Below are 15,691 nucleotides of genomic sequence, written 5' to 3' on the forward strand. Positions count from 1 at the left end.
CTTAAGGAAAAGGAAAGCAGACAATAAGAAAGGGGCGCTTGTTTTGCACCCCTTATCAATCCGTCCTAAGCGTATGCGGCAAAAACGCGTCGGCGTTCAGCGCCAATAGTGGTAGGGTTGCCATGACCAGGCAGCACACATGTCTCGTCCGGGAGCACCGCGAGGTGCTTGAGCGATTTACGCATGTCATCCATGCTTCCACCCACAAAATCAGTACGCCCAATTGTGCCTTCAAAAAGCGTATCACCTGAGATGAGCACAGGAGCACCGTCAGTGTGATTGCCAAATTGCGGCGCAAGGAACAAGCACATACTTCCTTTTGAATGACCCGGCGTTACAAGCACCTTCCAAGGCATCGTTCCAATTTCAATCACATCACCATCGGCAACGCGAACGTCCACTTCACACGTATCAAAGGGGCGTCCATCAGGCGGGATAGGCTGTTCTCCACAGATAATCTGAGCATCAATTGCCGAAGCAATCACGGGTGCCTGCGTAAGCTTGCGCAGTTCACGCGCTGCGCCACAATGGTCAAAATGCGCATGCGTCAACACAATAGCATCAATGGTGCGCTCCCCCGCTGCCGCTACGATAGCCTCAGCGTCGCACGTAGGATCAACCACCATCGTAGTCTGGCCATCGGAAATAATGAAGTCGTTGTTCTCAAGCATGCCAAGAACTACTACCTCAATATCAACACAAGCACCCTCAATGCTATATGCGCGTGTCATATAAACTCCCTTTCGCTACTTATTTGGCACCATGCGGCGCGCGTCAAATACACCTTCAACAGTGCTGAGTTTTTTCGTAATCGTCTCAATGCTTGAGATGTCTGAAACCTGGAACAAGAAACGCATCTCAACCATACCATCGCGATGCGACGTGGTAGAAGATGACAGTACATTGGCTCCCATATCAGACAACACCACAACAATATCGCGAAGAAGTCCCATGCGATCAAGCGCATCAATGAATACCTCAACCTTAAATGAAGTGTTTTTGGGCATATCGCGCTCCCACGACACTTCAATAATGCGCTCAGGTGACTGCATCAAATCTTTTGCATTTGGGCAGTCCGCGCGGTGTACTGACACACCGCGACCTCGTGTCACAAAGCCCAAAATCTCATCCCCTGGTACGGGATTGCAGCATCGCGAAAGGCGTACCAACACATCATCTATGCCCTTGACCACCACGCCATTCGACGTATGTGCTTCATGTTTTTTAGGATGCTTGACACTGGTAATCATAGGGGGCAGCTTGCCGGTAGACATAGCGCCAGCAAGCGTTGACAAACCCTCTTCTGCCTCGTTGCCCTTATCAACAAGAATCTTGAGCAAACGATTAGCCACATGCGTGGCACTTTCCTTGCCCGTACCAATGTGGACCAGCATATCGTCTGCATCATTAAAGCCCAGCGTATCAGCAACCGCTTTCATAGCACGCATGGATTGCGCGCTTGAAATGCCCAACCCGTGCTTACGCATTTCACGCGTCAGCTTATCGCGCCCATTCTGCAAATCGTCGCCGCGGCTAACTTTGCTGAAGTATGAGCGAATCTTATTGCGCGCAGACGGTGTTTTCACCAAATTGAGCCAATCACGTGACGGACTGGCGCTTTTTTGTGTCAGCACCTCAACGCGGTCACCCAACTGCAGCTCATAAGACAATGGCACAATTGAACCGTTTACCTTCGCGCCAACACAGTGATTTCCCACCTCGGTATGAATTGCATAGGCAAAATCAACAGGTGTTGATCCCGCGCGCAAGCTCATAACCTCGCCTTTTGGCGTGAAAACAAATACTTCAGTGGGTGCCAAGTCCACTTTAAGATCTTTCAGGAATTCGCGCGAGTCTTGAGACTCATCTTGCCAATCAACCATTTGACGAAGCCACGCAAGCTGTTGGTCAAGCGCATCTCCAGAACCCTTGCCGCCTTTTTCTTTATAACGCCAGTGAGCTGCAACACCATATTCGCTTTGGTGGTGCATATCCTCAGTACGAATCTGTACCTCAAGCGGACGACCCGCTGGCCCTATGACGGTAGTATGTAAGCTTTGATACATATTGAATTTTGGCATGGCAATGTAGTCTTTAAAGCGACCAGGCATAGGATGCCAAAGGGTGTGAACTGCACCCAAAGCCGAATAGCAATCACGCACCGTTTTTACAATGACGCGAACCGCAATAAGGTCATAGATCTCAGAGAAGCCTTTGCCCTTTTTCGTCATCTTTTGATAGATGGAATAAAGGTGCTTTGGCCTGCCCATAATCTGAGCTTGAATGCCAACTTTGTCCATCTCTTCATGCAGAATTGAAATGATTTGATCAAGGTAGTCTTCACGACTGGCGCGACTTTCGGTCACCATACGCGAAACCTGCTTGAACTTATTAGGCTCCATGTAATAAAACGCCAAGTCCTCAAGCTCCCACTTGATGGAGTTGATGCCCAAACGGTGCGCAATAGGAGCATAAATCTCAAGCGTTTCGCGAGACTTAAAGATGCGTCGATCCTCACGCAAGGCACCAAGGGTGCGCATATTATGCAAACGGTCAGCAAGCTTGATAACAACCACGCGAATGTCTTTGCTCATTGCAACAAACATTTTACGCATCGTGGCTGCTTGCTCGTCAGTGAGGCTTTCAACCTCAATGCGCGTAATCTTGGTAACGCCGTCGACCAACTGTGCAATTTGCGGATTAAACTCCTCGGCAACTTCTTCCGAAGTCACCTTAGTGTCTTCCACCGTGTCATGCAGAAGCGCTGCGCAGAGAGTCTCCACGTCCATACGCAAATCTGCCAAGATTATGGCCACCTCAACCGGATGAGCAATGAAAGGCTCTCCGCTTTTTCTGCACTGTCCTGCATGTGCTTGCGAAGCAAACGTAAATGCTTTTGCCAAAAGCGCTTCATCCTCTTCAGAGAGATATGAAGAGGTCATGCGTTGCAATTCTTCAAAACGCTCTTCAGGAGAAAACACCTGATGATCAGCTGCCTTTGCTTCAGGAGCAAACGACTTCGACATGATGTGCTGACCTAAACATGTTTGCGTTGGCTGTTTTTTCCCTTGCTCTGCAGGCGTTTGGCCCATAGAAGGGCTGCTATTTTTATCTGTCACACCTGCCCCTTTCCTCATTATCCTCGTGGCGTTTGCGCTTTGCGCAGTTCGGTAAGCTCTTTCTCGGGCAAAATCGGGCGTGTTAAACGCATGCGTAATTGATCTTTATTGCAGCACATAACCCAATCTCTAAACGTGCGAAAAATCTCATGCTCGGCTAAACCTTCACGATAGCGCACACTATCAGTCAACTCAACTTTTGATGCACATTCAACCACATGCACCGAACGAACCATCCCCGCTGAGCCATACGCTGTATGCGTCTCAATAAGTCCAAGCTCGCGAAAAACCGCTATACCGCACGCTGCTGCCTGAGGAGTAACCGCACAGAGTTCAGTTGACGCTGCTTGAGCCAATTCGGCATTAGCGATGGCGAAAAACTCCTGATCACCTTCGCGCTGCAGAGATCGCAACTTACGATACACCTGCGCCATGCAATCATGGTTTGGCGTCATTTCGCCAAGAATCTTATCATTGATTGCACCATCTTCTTTTCCAAAGAGTAGATGTATTGTTGCATCGTTGCCATCGCGTCCAGCGCGCCCACTCATCTGATTAAACTCAATCTCATTAAAGGGCAGATGATACAAGACAACATGACGAATATTGGGAATGTCAATACCTTCGCCAAAGGCAGATGTGGCAACGAGCACCGAAAGTGCATCTTCGCGAAAGAGGTTCTCAACACGATTGCGCTCTGCTCGGGACAAACCAGCATTATAAAAACCAATAAGCGGTGCAAGTTGCGGCACGCGTTTACGAAGCAGACGAGCAAGCGCTACAGATCCTTCACGCGAATTAACGTATATAACCGTTTTATCTCCAGATGCAATCAAATTTGCCAGGTAGTCATCACGATTACGAAGACCGCGTCTGTCATCCACCTGCAAGTTTGGTCGATCTGCCTCATCATAGATTGCCGCATCTATAGGCAGCTCACGACAGATTGCCGCTGCAACCTCATCATCTGCAGTGGCTGTGAGCGCCAAGATTACAGGCGCCCCTAACTTGGCAAGAGATTGCCCAATAGTGGCATAAGCACTGCGTTGACCAGCACGTGCCATGCCAATATGATGCGCCTCATCAACTACCACAAAGTCAATAGCGTTACTTTGCGCAAAGTCATCGGCATGCCATGCAAGAAACTCAGGGGTAGTAAGGACAATGTCGCATGTTCCATTTGCCAGTGACTGATAAATGCGCGCACGCTCTTCTGGAGAGCTCTCGCCCGTTATAACTTCAATGGAAATCCCGAATGAACTCAAAGCACTTCGCAAATGAAATGCCTGATCAGCAATGAGTGCACGCAATGGGTACACAAACATTGACGCCTTGTGCGTCGTCAGTGCACGCAAAGCAGCACTAACTTGAAACGTTAACGACTTCCCACGGCCTGTGGCCATAATCCCTAAAACGCTTCTGTTTTGCGAAATCTCATCGAGTATCTTGCGCTGCGCGGGATGAAGGGGCTTATCTCCAATGAGTGCCTTAACGAGCGCACTCTTGAGCCCTTCCGGATCTTCAACGGCTTTTTGCTCCCACTGCGCACGCGCCTGCTCTAAGGCTGCCTCATATGCCTCAACATCTTCGGGTCGATGCTCAACATCTTTGCAAAGCTCTGCATCAGAGGTAGCGTATAAATCTGCAACAAAGGTAAGATGAAGCGGATCGCAGCATGCCTCAAGCCCAGCACAGCTGCGAGCAGGAGTTAGTGATTGCAGCATGGCTTTTACGCTTTTACGACCGCGCCATTCATCAATTTGCACCTCAAAAGCGGCGTTGACCACGCTGTCAGTAGTCATAAGCGTTTCAATATCAGTACAGTGAAACATAATGGCAGACACCTGTGCACTACCATCCGTGAGCTGACATGAGAAGTGGTTCTTTTCAGCACCAACCGCCCGAGCATTTGCTAAGCTCACATTGCGCGCTAAATACACTGGTGTAAGCCATTCTTGCCCAAAAGGAGCAAGCTTTTCAAGCTGCGCCACGTTGTCTAAGGTAAGTTCCTCTAGATCAAGACAGGCATCAATCTCAATAAGCGGATGAAACGCGCGCTCTTCAAGCGAGTCCATATACTGGCACAGCCGCTCTTCAAATTCTCCCAACTTATCAGCGGGAAGCGTCACCCCAACCGCTGCCTCATGACCGCCAAATCGCGTGAGCAAATCCGAAGCACTTTCTACCGCTTTGAAAAGATTTACCTGACCCACGCTTCTTCCCGAACCGCGCGCCTGATCTCCTACAATCGTAAAAAGCAAGCAGGGTACGCCGTAGTTGTTCACCAAACGGCTTGCCACGATACCCTTAACGCCTTCGTGCCAACCTTCACCCGCCACTACCAAAGCGCGTTGTCCATGGTAGTTTTTTGCAGCTTGTTCTTTTGCAATCTCGGAAAGTTCCGCTTCAATAGAGCGGCGCTGGTCATTGACGGATTCAAGCTGTTGAGCCAATTGCGTTGCTTGCTCAAAATCGTCGCACATCAAAAGGTCAAGAGCTAGTTGCGCATCCCCCATGCGTCCTGCAGCATTGAGTCGCGGAATGAGCGAAAAGCTCAAGTTGGTTGCCGTAATTTGTTTATCACCCGCACCTGTTACTGCCAAAAGCGCTGCAATGCATGGGCGCGGATTGTGATTAATCTGCTCAAGTCCATGAGATACCAGTGAGCGGTTCTCGTCTCTCATAGGCATAAGATCTGCCACGGTGCCAAGCGTGGCGAAGTCGGTATAAGAAAGCCAAAGATGCGGCTGACCTAATCTACATCCTAAAAGCTGTACAAGCTTAAGCGCAACTCCCACGCCAGCCAAAATAGAGCTTGGGCAATGCGGGTCGCACTTTGGATCTGCAACCGGAACACCAACGGGAACTAATTCTGAAGGTTCATGGTGGTCAGTAATAGCAAGCTCAATGCCTGCATCAAGCACCAGCTGCGCCTCGGCTTTACATGCAATGCCGCAGTCAACCGTTACAATGAAGTCAGGATTAAAGCTTTGTGCGCGTTTCAGGGCTGCAGCACTTAGCGCATAGCCTTCTTCAAATCGCAAGGGAATAAAAGGTGTTGCGTGCGCGCCTAACGCGCGCAATCCGCGCGTCAATACCGTAGTAGCTGAAATACCATCCAAATCAAAATCGCCAAACACCAAAATGCGATCTCCACGCTTAATGGCAGCCTCAAGCGCATCAGCAACCTCAGTCATACCAGGTATGTCATTGGGATTGCGCCAATCACGCTCAAGTGAAGGATTGAGTAATTGATAAGCTTGATCGGGGTCTGAAATGCCACGCACAGCCAGTGTTTCCGCTAAAAAGTGGGGTAATCCCGTAGCTGCTTGAAGACGCGCGACCACAGCCGGATCGGCGGCCTTAATGTTAAATTGGGCTGACATGTAAAAATCCTTGCGTATGTGTTCGTTTTGCTTGCTTGCATTGTCCCACATCCCAAGCTTGCTGTCAGCAACACTAAGCAAGCTCTTCGCCAATAAAGCATCCTGTTTTGCTCTGCGGACACGCAGCTATACGCTCAGGTGTTCCCGCGCATACAATTCTGCCCCCGGCGCAAAGAACTGCACCCCACACTCAGGACAGGTAAGCGGCCATTCGCACGCCACGCACTTTAATTGCACATGGCGCAGGTGAACAATCGTTTGAAACACTCATATCTTAGCGTTTATTGAACGGCACAATAGTTGCTGGGAATCCGTTTTCGTATACCAGCTTCGGCTCGCCTACAATCAGAGGCTTGAAATAATCCAATGCCTCTTGGGTGATGCCTTGATAATCAGGCAAAATCCACTCTTTGGGGAAAGGCTTTACAAAGTTGGCAAACTCTTTGGCCGGGCCAGCAAAGAAATCGGCTTCGTATGCTCCTTCTTGCTTTGCCTTCTCATTGCGCTTAATACCAACAACTTGACCGGTAAATTGAGGGTCAGAGCTGCGCATATGAGCGCTCATGCCCAAATCATACGCTTCCTGAACATCAACTGCCGATTGCGTGAAGTTACTTGATCGCGCCAGACGAGACAAATCTTGCACGACACCACGAGGCGCTATTCCAGCATCTAAGATCATTTGGCGGATACACTGAGCAGCACCGCCCAACACTGCATGCGCAAATCCATCGTTCGCCGAATCACCTGCTGAAACATACGATCCGTCAGCATAGTGAATGCCCTCGGATACGACAATATAGCACTCGCCGAGACTTTCCATCTTGGCCTTCACTTGCGCCAAAAACGCCTCTTTGTCGAAATCAACTTCAGGCAGCACGAGCAAGTCAACATTTCCCGACAAACAGCAACTTGCAGCAAGCCAACCCGCATCGCGCCCCATAGTTTCAAGCACAAATACTTCAGGTCGGGTGTAGGCGTCATAGTCCAAACGCGTAGCCCTTGTCACCAGGTTCGCTAGTTTTGCAGCGCTGGGAAACCCCGGACAGTGATCCACGGGAACAAGATCATTGTCCACTGTTTTGGGGATGCCAATAAAACGCTTGCCAGGGGCATTTTCCGCTGCCCATTCCGAAAGCGCATCAACGGTATCCATGGAGTCATTCCCACCAATGTAGAACATGGTAGAAATATCATGCTTGTCCATTACTTCCATCAACCGCACGAAATCCGCGTCGTTTCCCCGCTTGAGCTTGTAACGACACGTACCCAACGCCGAAGAGGGCGTTTGCTTCAGAATGCGAATCTCGCGTTCAGGCAAATTAGTAAGGTCATAGAGTTCGTCGTTGAGCACGCCTTCTATGCCGTGCAGGCCACCAAAAACTCTTTCGTAAAGGGGATTGAGTTGATTCGCACGAATTACACCAGCAAGTGAATCGTTGATAACAGCAGTTGGACCGCCCGATTGGGCTACAAGACAATTGCTCATAGCGACATGCCTCCCTCAAGCTTGGACTTTTCTATACATAAGGTAGTATCCGCAATTTGACTTTGCGACCACCACACAATGAGCAATTGTCACAAAACCCTAACCATCACGGAAACGCTTAGTGAAACTAGGCGCTCATAGGAATAAAACGATAGGGAATCTCGCGTTCGTCATAGATTGCCAAAATTGCATCAAGCGGCACATGAAGCGTGGCGGTATTATCGTTGGGATGAACCCCCAAACCACTATATGAGCGTAGGTCTTCATCAAATACCACCTGCACAATACCCTCTGGATCATTGAGCGCACCAAACGGCGTGACTGCGCCAGCAATAACCCCAAGGTATTTCGCCAAATCCTCCTCGGAGGCGAAGCGAAGTGGACGAGCCTCAAGCGTAGCGCGCAGCTCTTTAATGTTTGCAGGTTTGTCTTCTGGCATAACTACCAGATAATAGTTGCGCTTTTTGTCATCGCGCAAAAAGAGATTTTTAACCACTTCTTGCGCAAACGGAAGCTGCAGCTCATCCATGCCTTCCATGGTGTAAACCGCCTCATGTTCAACCATGTCAAAGGCCACACCACGCTCATTGAGCAATGCAACTACTTCCTGTTTTCCCATCACATCTGCCATCTAAACTACCTCCCCAGTTTCTTAAGCGATTATCGCAACCGCTCTATTCCCCAAGTGTTTCTGCTGCCTCAAGCCAGGCTAGTTCAAGTTCATCAACCTCTGCCTGATATGATTCAATTTGGTTTTGTAACTCACTCAATGCTGCAAAGTCAGTTGGATCTGCTGCAGACATTTCAGCCTGCACCCCTTCAATCTTTTTTTGCAGCGTATCCATCTTGCGCTCGTTTGATTCCATAAGCTTACGAAGACTGCGAATCTCGCCACCTGATAGTTTTCTTGCTTGATCTGGTTGATCTTGGTTCACTTGTCCCGCAGAAGCCCCCTCTGAACCCAACTGGCGAGCACCTGGCGCAACAGATTCAGCCTTCGCTGCACCCTGCGACTCAGTAAGTGCAAGATATTCATCAACCCCACCAGGAAGATGGCGAAGCTTGCCCTCTATTAAAGCAAACTGGTGATCGGTCACACGCTCCATGAGATAACGATCATGCGTCACCAAAAGCAACGTTCCTGGCCAAAAATCTAACAGATCTTCCACGGCAGCAAGCATATCGGTATCAAGATCATTACCAGGCTCATCAAGCACCAAGACATTTGGCTCGTCAAGCAAGATGAGCATCAGGGCAAGTCGGCGCTTTTGACCACCCGATAAATCACATACCGGCTCGTTAAGGTCTGCGTTAGTAAAGCCTAAGCGCTCAAGGAGTTGTCCTGGAGTCATTTCTTTACCGTCAAGCATGGTGCGACGACTATATCTGCCTATAACCTGGCGAACGCGATCGTCTCCGAACTTCACCAGATCATCCAAGTGCTGCGAGAGCACCGCAAACCTCACGGTTTTGCCAATTTTGACAGTGCCGCATGTAGGGGTAAGCGCGCCTTCAATAATGCGCAAAAGCGTAGTTTTGCCAACACCATTTGCGCCAACTATGCCATACCTATCCCCTGGCCCGATAATCCAATTGACATCATCAAGCACAAGATGCTGTCCATCTTGGGTAGGAAAAGCCACGCTCACCTCTTTGAGCTCAACCACCTGTTTGCCGAGCCGCGCCATTGCCATGCGTTTCAGCTCAAGCTCATTGCGAAGCGGCGGCACGTCAGCAATAAGCGCTTGAGCAGCAGCAACGTGAAACTTCGGCTTTGTTGCGCGCGCTCTTGCTCCGCGTGAGAGCCACGCAAGTTCTCTGCGCAGTGCATTTTGGCGCTTCTGCTCTGCAAGCGCTGCAAGCCGATCTCGCTCTACACGCGCCATGATATAAGCAGAAAAGCCTCCTTCAAACGGTTCTACTTGACCGTCATGCACTTCCCACATGCTTGTACAAACTTCGTCCAAAAACCATCTGTCATGCGTGACTACTAAAAGCGCACCCGCACCCTCACGCCAACGACTCTTCAAATGCTTCGCCAACCAGGTAATTGCGCGTACGTCCAGATGATTAGTAGGCTCGTCAAGCGCCAAGATATCCCAGTCACCAATAAGAAGACGCGCTAGATCAACGCGACGGCGCTGACCGCCCGAGAGCGTACCGACAGAAACGTTCCAATCAATATCAGAAAGCAGACCAGCAATAATATCGCGAATACGCGCATCTCCAGCCCATTCATACTCAGGCCTATCCCCAACTACCGCATGACAGACGCTGTCAGTCTCAAGGAGATCGTCCGCTTGACCAAGCACGCCAACACGTACAACGCCATTCTTTAAAACGCGACCCGTATCGGGGATAAGCAATCCCGAAAGCAAACGCAACAGCGTGGATTTTCCATCGCCGTTGCGTCCCACAATACCAATACGATCGCCTTCGTTGACCCCCAATGAGACGCTCTCAAATACCGTCTTTGTGGGAAAGTCCACGCCAACTTTTTCACATCCAAGCAAAAATGCCATGTCAGTCTATCCTCAAACCTCCGAGTCGGCGTTCTTAAGTTTTAATTAAACGCTTGCTGCGTCTTTTCAAGGCCGTCTGCTATAAGCGACAGCGTAGCTTGAGCACCACGATTGGTGGCGTATTCAAAGTCTTCTAAGCCCTCTTTGCGGGGACGAGACAAAACCCAATCAACCACCGGCATTCTTCCAGGTGGGCGTCCAATTCCTACACGCACGCGATACCAATCGCGTGTACCGAGCTTATCGCAAATTGAACGCAGACCATTGTGACCAGCATGGCCTCCCCCGAATTTGACGCGCACCGCATCCGGCGCAATATCTAATTCATCATGAATAACAATCACATGATCGGGATCAACGCCATAGGCATTCATAAGCTGTTTGACCGGACCACCTGAGGTGTTCATATAGCTCTGAGGTTTTGCTAATACAAGGTCTTCATCGCGATAAACACCCTTAGCGGTAAGCGCCCCGCACTCAGTTTTCCAATACCGAGCTCCTACTTCATCAGCAATCACGTCAAGCGTATCAAATCCCGCATTGTGGCGGGTATGCTCATATTCAGCTCCGGGGTTTCCAAGACCAACCACTAAATACATGAACGCCCTTTATTCAAACAAGCGCGAAACCGAGCCATTGGTATAGACGTTGTTGATAGTCTGACCGCACAAAGGAGCCACAGAAAGCACCTTGATCTTGCCGGTCTGACGCTCAAGTGGAACAGGAACAGCGTCCGTTACAACGACTTCCTCAATGCAGGAGTTCTCAATGCGATCATAAGCAGGACCACTAAACAATCCATGAGTTGCACATGCATACACTTTTGCGGCGCCTTTTGCCTTCAGAGTGGTTGCAGCAGCAACAAGTGAACCCGCTGTATCAATCATATCGTCGTTGAGGATACAAATCTTGTCAGTAACATCACCAATGAGTGCCGTGATCTCAGCTTGATTGTGCTTCGGACGATCTTTGTGCATGATAGCCAAGTCACAGCCAAGCATGGTGGAGAACTTCTTCGCCGCTTTTGCGCGCCCAACGTCAGGCGACACCACTACCAACTGATCAGCATCAAGCGACATGTTCTTGAAGTAATCCACGAAAATAGGCATAGCAGTCATATGGTTGACCGGAATAGAGAAAAAGCCCTGGATTGCATCTTGGTGCAGATCAATAGTAATCACATTTGTCACACCTGAGGCGGTAAGCAAATCAGCAACCAAGCGTGCGGTAATAGGTTCGCGCGGAGCAGCCTTACGATCTTGGCGCGCATATCCGTAATGCGCAACAACCGCAGATACACTGCGAGCTGAAGCACGTTTGGCAGCATCTGCCATAATGAGCAACTCCATGAGAGCGTCATTGACATCATAACCATTACCTGCGCAGACCGATTGAATCAAAAAGACATCGGCACCACGTACGCTTTCTTGATAGCGAGCATAAATTTCGCCATTAGCGAATTTTTCGAGTTTTACATTTCCCAATTCAACGCCAAGATTGCTTGCAATTCTATCCGCCAACTCGGGATTTACCGAACCAGAAAACACTGCCATGCTTTTATGCATCTCAGTCATGTGAGGGCTCCTGTCCTTCAAAGCGACAACCATGGTGCTTAAAACCCACTAAGCACCGTTACTCATGTGTGTTGTATTATAGCGCCTCTCATGAAGAGCTAGGCGCTCATCATAACTTTACTGCGCTGCTTGTTGTGCGCGTTTTTTTGCCGCCCAACCTGCAATTTCGCGCTGTTCGGGACGAGTGAGCGCCAACGCATCAGCACTAACATCTTTGGTAATGCACGAACCTGCACCAATAATGGCCCCATCACCAATCTTTACCGGCGCCACCAGCATCGTATCGCTTCCCACAAAGACGTCATTGCCTATTTCAGTCTTCCACTTTTTCTTACCGTCGTAGTTACACGTAATAGATCCTGCACCGATATTGACACCTTCGCCCATAGTAGTATCACCAATGTAGGACAGGTGTGGCACCTTAGATCCTTTGCCAATCGTGGACTTTTTGATCTCAACATGGGTACCAGCTTTTGCACCTTCGCACAAATGAGCTCCTGGACGAAGATATGCGCGCGGCCCGCACGTTGCACCGTCATCAATGAGCGCCTCAACGGCAACGGTCTCATCTATAACACAGGCGCGCCCAACGCAGGTATCAGTCAAACGAGAATCCGGACCGATAACGCTGTCTTCGCCAATACGAGTGTTGCCCATAAGCGTAACGTTAGGCAAAAGCTCAACATCCTGATCGATCACAACATCCGGTCCAATCCAAACAAGCGACGGCGCCACCATGCTCACACCTGCTTGCATATGCGCTCGATTAATACGCTCTTGCAAACACGCCGTAGCTTCGGCAAGTTGAATACGCGAATTAACTCCCAAACACTCGTTGGCGTCTTGCGTTTGCAACGCGAGAACTTTGCGCCCTTTGTTACGGCAAATCTCAAGCACATCAGTAAGATAAAACTCACCTTGCGCGTTATTGTTGTCAACCTGAGCCAACGCCTCAAAGAGAGCACGAGCATCAAAACAATAAAAGCCTGAGTTGCACTCACAAATTCGCGCTTCTTCAGCCGTTGCATCTTTCTGCTCTACAATGCGCTCTACCTGGCCTTGCATGTCGCGAACAATGCGACCGTATCCGAACGGATCATCAAGAACCATCGTCAACACCACGCAAGCAGCATCTTGTTGCTCGCGTAACGAGATAAGCTCAGAAATAGTTTGTGACGTAATCAGGGGACAATCTCCTGAAAGCACTACAAGCGAACCGTTAAAATCTGCCAACTCATCGGCGCATACCAAAACGGCTCCCGCTGTGCCATTTTGTTCTTCTTGCACCACAACGTCAGCTACATCTTCTACCAGCGGAATCACCTGTTCACGCATATGCCCCACGACTGCAACCTGCCGGTTAATGCCCGCATCATGAGCGGCATGGGTGACCCATTGCACCAAAGGACGTCCAAGAATTTCATGAGCAACTTTGGGCTTTTTTGACTTCATACGAGTACCCGCACCGGCGGCAAGAATAATGGCAGCAGCTTCCATGCGCGCTCCTTGTGTTCGATCCTGCACAACCTGTATTGGTGTTTCAAACATCAATACAGGTTGCCTCTTCGACATTGATTTTTATCTGGATCTCAGTATAACGCTAAGCTTGGTCATTCCCAGCCACCTCGTCGGTGTCTGGGTTGGCGTCAGCCGGGGACATGCCAAGCATGTCAAGCTCCTCATCGCGCTGTTGCTCTTCAAGTGTACGTTCAAAGAGCTGCTCAAACGCGTCATCTTCAGCAGTGCGAACCATCGCGCGACGCAATGCCTCCTGACCGCCTTCACGCAAAAGCACGTCACGCATGCCAATAAGCGGACCTTCATCCACGTTGTGATAGAGCTCTTCGCGAAGAGCCTCGCGCAAATCATCGCGGCCTTCTTCACGCAACACGCGCATCAGCTCATCGTAGACAGCATCGCGAATATCACCAAACGAGCCTCCGCCCAGAAGTCCTGTTGCGCCCAGATCAACAACGATCTCGAAGGTATTGCGACGAGACTTAGCCTCTTCAATACGCTCTTGTACACTCGGACGCTCAACCGTCTCAAGCAGCTTTTCGCTTTCGCGTACAAAATTACGATCAGCTGTTTGGAGATTATCAGTATCCATCAGCGACAAGTAAGCAACTCCCTGCTTGTGCGCACGACGCGCCTGCAGCATCAGGAACAAGAATCCCAAAACGCCTGCTAATAAGGATGCAGAAAGAATGCCAAGCTTGGCGATAGCGATATGTGTTTCATCAACAAAGGCCAAATTTGCCACAAAGATTGCCATGGTAAAACCAACGCCACCCAAAATGGCCGCACCCAGCATATGCATCCAGTTCACGTTCTCGGGTAGACTTGCCAACTTAGTTTTAACGACAATAAAACTCATGAGCATAATGCCAATGGGTTTGCCCAATAACAGACCGAATAGCACGCCATACAAAACAGGATCAGTAAATACCGAACCCATATCAATACCCATAAAGCTTACATCGGCGTTCGTAAGCGCAAAAAGCGGCAGGATGCCGAAGTACACCCACGGGTAGAGTTTTTGCTCCAAGCGCGTTGCAGGAGGTACAACCTGACGAGCCACTTGCGACAGCGAATTGACTGTCTTGATATATTCATCCTGAGCAATAACGGGCACTTCGGGTTGATAGTTTTCTTTCGCCTGGCGAAGCTTATCGGTTGACCAGGCGGTAAAAATGCGCAGGTTTACACGAGAGCCTGACGGAATAGCGAAGGCCAGCAAAACGCCTGCAATAGTTGAATGAATACCCGACATGAACACGCAATACCACAACACGCCACCCAATAAAATATAAGGCGCAAGAGCATATACATGCATGCGATTCATAACAATGAGCGAAATCATTACGGCAAGCGCAAGCATCAGCCACATGACCGAAGGGCTTTGGCCGTAAAAGATTGCAATAATAAGAATTGCGATGATGTCGTCAGCAACCGCAAGAGTGCTTAAAAATACGCGCACACCACCAGGAACTCGGTTACCCAAAAGTGCCAATATACCCAAAGCAAATGCGATGTCGGTTGCAGTAGGGACTCCCCATCCATGAGACGCCGAAGGATTGTTCATATTGAACAAGAGATAGATCACAATCGGCATAGCTACGCCGCCAACTGCTCCCATAATGGGCAAAAGTGCCTGACGAATGTTCGTAAGTTCGCCAACGGTTAATTCGTACTTGACTTCCAAGCCTACCAGCAAAAAGAATACGGCCATAAACACATCATTGATGATGTGCGCAAGCGACATAGTTGCCGTCGTATCGCCAAATATGAAACCGACATCTGTGTGCCAAAAATGCGAAAAGCCTTCGTAGGCAGAACTGTTTGCAACAATAAGCGCCGCCACTGCTGCCAGCAACATAACGGCAGCTGCTTTTGTGGATGAGTGGGTAAACTGAATGAGTTTCTTATAGCGCTCTTGATGACCTTGTACCTCACTAATAAAGAGATATTTTGAATGGCCGTCCTTTTTTCTTATCTCCATGGTTCTTCACCAAAATCGTTCGTTTCGTACAACAACTTCAAAGCATTAGCCTTTCTATTATCGCGCAAAACAGAGCAATTCCCCTGAGAGTCCTTTGGT

At 49.5% G+C, this 15,691-nt stretch carries 10 protein-coding genes; all 10 read right to left on the reverse strand.

The features are described from left to right. Window positions 1-65 precede the first annotated feature (65 nt). The 10 genes from NFR28_RS00560 to nhaA all read right to left on the reverse strand — a co-directional run bounded on the left by NFR28_RS00560 (window position 66) and on the right by nhaA (window position 15,592). Window positions 66-731: an MBL fold metallo-hydrolase gene (locus tag NFR28_RS00560; RefSeq protein WP_251177893.1), complete on the reverse strand. Its 666-nt coding sequence runs from the start codon at window positions 729-731 to the stop codon at window positions 66-68. A gap of 15 nt (window positions 732-746) precedes the next feature. Then, on the reverse strand, window positions 747-3,026 hold the full coding sequence (locus tag NFR28_RS00565; RefSeq protein WP_251178387.1) for a RelA/SpoT family protein: 2,280 nt from the start codon (window positions 3,024-3,026) through the stop codon (window positions 747-749). Window positions 3,027-3,136: 110 nt separating this feature from the next. Continuing rightward, a complete protein-coding gene (recJ, locus tag NFR28_RS00570; RefSeq protein ID WP_251177894.1) occupies window positions 3,137-6,505 on the reverse strand; it encodes a single-stranded-DNA-specific exonuclease RecJ in 3,369 nt (1,122 codons plus the stop codon). A gap of 274 nt (window positions 6,506-6,779) precedes the next feature. Beyond that, complete coding sequence (locus NFR28_RS00575) at window positions 6,780-7,994, reverse strand: diphosphate--fructose-6-phosphate 1-phosphotransferase (RefSeq protein ID WP_251177895.1); 1,215 nt, start codon at window positions 7,992-7,994, stop codon at window positions 6,780-6,782. A 127-nt stretch (window positions 7,995-8,121) separates the two neighbouring features. After that, window positions 8,122-8,625 carry a prolyl-tRNA synthetase associated domain-containing protein gene (locus NFR28_RS00580; RefSeq protein WP_251177896.1) on the reverse strand — a complete coding sequence of 168 codons (504 nt, stop codon included), beginning with the start codon at window positions 8,623-8,625 and terminating at the stop codon, window positions 8,122-8,124. A 43-nt stretch (window positions 8,626-8,668) separates the two neighbouring features. Then, window positions 8,669-10,516 carry an ABC-F family ATP-binding cassette domain-containing protein gene (locus NFR28_RS00585; RefSeq protein WP_251177897.1) on the reverse strand — a complete coding sequence of 616 codons (1,848 nt, stop codon included), beginning with the start codon at window positions 10,514-10,516 and terminating at the stop codon, window positions 8,669-8,671. 41 nt (window positions 10,517-10,557) lie between these two features. After that, a complete protein-coding gene (pth, locus tag NFR28_RS00590) occupies window positions 10,558-11,115 on the reverse strand; it encodes an aminoacyl-tRNA hydrolase (RefSeq protein WP_251177898.1) in 558 nt (185 codons plus the stop codon). A gap of 9 nt (window positions 11,116-11,124) precedes the next feature. Next, window positions 11,125-12,090 (reverse strand): ribose-phosphate diphosphokinase, encoded by a 966-nt coding sequence (locus tag NFR28_RS00595; RefSeq protein WP_251177899.1) that lies wholly within the window; start codon window positions 12,088-12,090, stop codon window positions 11,125-11,127. 117 nt (window positions 12,091-12,207) lie between these two features. Next, window positions 12,208-13,587, reverse strand: a complete 1,380-nt coding sequence (gene glmU / locus NFR28_RS00600) for a bifunctional UDP-N-acetylglucosamine diphosphorylase/glucosamine-1-phosphate N-acetyltransferase GlmU (protein WP_251177900.1) — start codon at window positions 13,585-13,587, stop codon at window positions 12,208-12,210. Between the two features lie 103 nt (window positions 13,588-13,690). Beyond that, entirely contained in the window at window positions 13,691-15,592 is a 1,902-nt protein-coding gene (gene nhaA / locus NFR28_RS00605; RefSeq protein ID WP_251177901.1) for a Na+/H+ antiporter NhaA, read from the reverse strand. Window positions 15,593-15,691: the final 99 nt, after the last annotated feature.

The sequence above is a fragment of the Adlercreutzia agrestimuris genome (genome assembly GCF_943193125.1).
In the GTDB taxonomy this organism is placed as follows: Bacteria; Actinomycetota; Coriobacteriia; order Coriobacteriales; family Eggerthellaceae; genus Xiamenia; species Xiamenia agrestimuris.